Origin of the sequence: Streptomyces sp. SPB074, assembly GCF_000154905.1 — a bacterium.
GTDB lineage: Bacteria > Actinomycetota > Actinomycetes > Streptomycetales > Streptomycetaceae > Streptomyces.
On sequence record NZ_GG770539.1, the window covers coordinates 774,567 to 777,922 of the forward strand.

Here is a 3,356-nt window from a genome sequence, read left to right on the forward strand (position 1 = left end):
GGGGCGGTGGGGCTGCTCGCCGAGGGGGAGGCGGCTCGGGTGCCGTGAAAAAAAAAAAAAAAAAAAAAAAACCACCGTCCGGGCGCGCTTCGCCGCCGCCGGGCTGCCGCTGCCGCGCGTGCGGGTGTGCGGCGAGGACGTCGTACGGGGGAAGCCCGCGCCCGACTGCTACGCGCTCGGTGCCGCGCGGCTCGGGGTGCCCGCGCGGGAGTGCGTCGCCGTGGAGGACGCCCCGGCCGGGGCGGAGGCGGCGCGGGTGGCCGGGCGCCATGTGGTCGGGCTCACCACCGCGTTCGGGCCCGGCGCCCTCGTCGCCGCGCACACGTACGCCGCGAGTCACCGGGAGGTGCGGTCGGCGCTGTGCGCCCTCGGCGTACTTCCGGGGCCCGGCTTGAACCCCGGGCGGGGCCCGGCGAGCATGACGGGATGAGTCCTCCCGTCCGCTCCGTCGCCGTGCTCTCCGATGTTCACGGGGTCCTGCCGGTCCTCGAAGCCGTCCTCGCGGAACCGGACGTGCGCGCGGCCGAACTGCTCGTCTTCACGGGTGACATGGCGGCGGGTCCGCAGCCGGTCGCGGTCCTGGACCGGCTGCGGGGCCTCGGGGAGCGGGCGGTGCTCGTGCGGGGCAACGCGGACCGGGAACTCGTGGGGCTGGCGCGCGGCACGCTCGGCGCCGACGGGGCGTACCCGGTGGATCTGTGGGCCGCGCGGCAGCTCGGTCCCGCGCACCTCGCGCTGCTCGGCGGTCTTCCGCACCCGGTGGTGCGGGAGGTCGCGGGTTTCGGGCCGGTCGTGTTCTGCCACGGGACGCCGCGTGACGACGAGGAGGTGGTGCTCGTGGACACGCGTCCGGCGAAGTGGGCGGAGGTCTTCGCGGAGCTTCCCGAGGAGGTGCGGACGGTGGTGTGCGGGCACACGCACATGCCGTTCGTGCGGCTCGTGGGCGGGCGGCTCGTCGTCAACGCGGGCAGTGTCGGGATGCCGTACGGGCGTCCCGGTGGTTCGTGGGCGCTGTTGCGCGCGGGGCAGGTGTCGCTGCGGCACACGCCGGTGGACGTGGCGGCGGCTATCGAGGAGGTGGTGGCGGGCTCGGCGTATCCCGGGGCGCGGGCCTGGGCGGAGACGTACGTGCGTGGCGAGGTGGGTGATCTGGAGGCGCTCGCGGCGTTCGGGCCGCGCGACGGGCGGAGCGGTGGCGACATGGAGTGAGGAGCCGGCCACCCCAAGCTACGCAAGTAACTTGACAAAGTTACTTGCGTATTTTTACTCTGGCGGCATGTCCCCTTCCTCCCCTCCGCCCGCCCCCGGGAGCGGCTCGCTCCCGCCCACCCCCGAAACCGCCCAGCGCCTCAACGACGCGATCCGCCGGCTGCGCGCCCGGCTGCGCAGCGAGTCGGGGCAGCACGCGACGGGGCTCACCCCGACGCAGCTCACCGTCCTCGCGAGTGTCGTGCGCGAGGGCCCCGTGACGGCCGCGCGGCTCGCCGCGCTCGACCACGTCAGCGCGCAGTCCATCGCGCAGAGCCTCGGCGCGCTCAAGGCCGCGGGTCTTGTCCGGACCGAGCCCGACCCCGGCGACGGCCGCAAGAAGCTCACCAGCGCGGCACCCTCGGCCGCCGAGCTGATCGAACGGCTCCTGGCGAGCCGCGCCGCCTTCCTCGCGCGCGCCATCGACCAGGTCGTGCGCCCAGAGGAGCGTCCCGACCTGGACAAGACGATCGAACTCCTCGAACGCCTCGCCCGCGCCGGTCTCGACGACGAGGAACGGATATGAGCGCCGCGCGGCCGGACGAGACCGCCACCCACCCCGCGACCCACCCCGCCGCGCGTCCCGCGACCGGCACCGCGGCCGAAGAGCCCCGCAAGCCCTTCTCCTGGCGCTTCACCACCCCCCCTCTACCTCGGCTCCAGCCTCAACCCGGTCAACAGCTCGATCATCGCGACCGCCCTCGTCCCCCTCGCCACCGATCTGCACCTCGCGATCGGCGCGACCTCCGTGCTCGTGTCCTCGCTCTACCTCGCGAGCGCCGTCGCACAGCCCACGGCGGGCAAGCTCGCCGAGGTGGTCGGGGCGCGCCGCGTCTTCCTCGGCGGGATCGTGCTCGTCCTGCTCGGCGGGATCGTCGGCGGGCTCGGGCGGGACCTGGCCGTGCTGACGGTCGCCCGGGTCCTCATCGGGCTCGGCACGTCCGCCGCGTTCCCCTGCGCGATGGTGCTGATCAGGCGCCGGGCGGCGGCGGCCCGGATGACGAAGCCGCCGGGCTCGGTGCTGGGCGGTGTCGCCGTCGCCGGGATGGCGACGGCCGCGTTCGGGCCACCGCTCGGCGGGCTCCTCGTCGGCGCGGCCGGCTGGCGCTGGGCCTTCCTCGTCAAGATCCCCTTCACCCTCCTCGCGCTCCTCATGACGGTGCGCTGGCCGCCGGCCGACGAGCCCTTCGACCGTTCCCCGCGCCCCCTGCGCCGGATCGCGGCGCGCGTGGACCTCGCCGGGGTCCTCGGCTTCGCCGCCTCGATGACCGCGCTCGTCGTCTTCCTCATGGGCCTGCCGCACCCCTCCTGGCCCGCGCTCGCCGTCTTCGCCGTCGCCGCCGCGCCCACGGTGTGGTGGGAGCTGCGCAGGCCGGACCCGTTCTTCGACCTGCGGGGCCTCGCCGCGAACGGCGCGCTCTCGCGGACGTACCTGCGCCAGGCGCTGTCGCTCCTCGGCACGTACACCGTCATGTTCGGCGTGACGCAGTGGACGCAGGACACCTACGGGATGTCCGCGCTCCAGACCGGGCTGCTCCTGCTGCCGATGGGCGCCGTCTCCGCGCTCCTGTCGCGTCCGCTCGCCGGCCGCAACCTCGTCCGGGGGCCGCTCGTCGCCGCCGCGCTGTCCATGCTCGTCGGCTCCGTCGGCATCCTGCTGCTCGGCTCGGACAGTCCCGTGTTCGTCCTCGTCCTCGTCTCGCTCGTCTTCGGGATCACGACGGCGACGACGACCGTCGGCAACCAGACGATGCTGTACGTCGCGGCGCCGCCGGAGCAGATCGGCACCGCCTCCGGGCTCTTCCGCACCTTCGGCTGCCTCGGCACCATCACGTCCTCCGTCATCGGCGGCATCGTCTTCCGCGGCGGGACGAGCGACGGCGGCCTGCACACCATCGGGCTGGTCCTGGTGGGGGCCGGTCTCGCCGTCCTCCTCCTCACCGTGCTCGACCGGCGCCTGATGCGCGGCGGAGGTACCGGGGGCGGTGCGGCGCCCGTGCCCGTACCACCCGGCGGAGGGGAGCGGGGCGCCGGGCGGGGGCGGTGAGGCCGTCAGGCGAGCGCGGGTTCCGCGAGCGCCAGCGTCCCCGCGTCCGCGTCGAGCACGG

4 protein-coding genes are annotated in these 3,356 nt (G+C 74.7%); all 4 read left to right on the forward strand.

Features of this window, described 5'->3' with window-relative positions; genetic code table 11:
• The first annotated feature begins 124 nt into the window (after window positions 1-124).
• The 4 genes from SSBG_RS30605 (at window position 125) to SSBG_RS03175 (ending at window position 3,295) form a co-directional block, all read left to right on the forward strand.
• Window positions 125-430: an HAD family hydrolase gene (locus tag SSBG_RS30605; protein ID WP_234010710.1), complete on the forward strand. Its 306-nt coding sequence runs from the start codon at window positions 125-127 to the stop codon at window positions 428-430.
• Complete coding sequence (locus tag SSBG_RS03165) at window positions 427-1,209, forward strand: metallophosphoesterase family protein (protein ID WP_008744784.1); 783 nt, start codon at window positions 427-429, stop codon at window positions 1,207-1,209. The genes SSBG_RS30605 and SSBG_RS03165 overlap by 4 nt, the downstream gene beginning before the upstream one ends.
• Before the next feature lie 67 nt (window positions 1,210-1,276).
• Window positions 1,277-1,774, forward strand: a complete 498-nt coding sequence (locus tag SSBG_RS03170; RefSeq protein ID WP_008744785.1) for a MarR family winged helix-turn-helix transcriptional regulator — start codon at window positions 1,277-1,279, stop codon at window positions 1,772-1,774.
• A gap of 162 nt (window positions 1,775-1,936) precedes the next feature.
• A complete protein-coding gene (locus SSBG_RS03175; RefSeq protein WP_234010711.1) occupies window positions 1,937-3,295 on the forward strand; it encodes an MFS transporter in 1,359 nt (452 codons plus the stop codon).
• Window positions 3,296-3,356 lie beyond the last annotated feature (61 nt).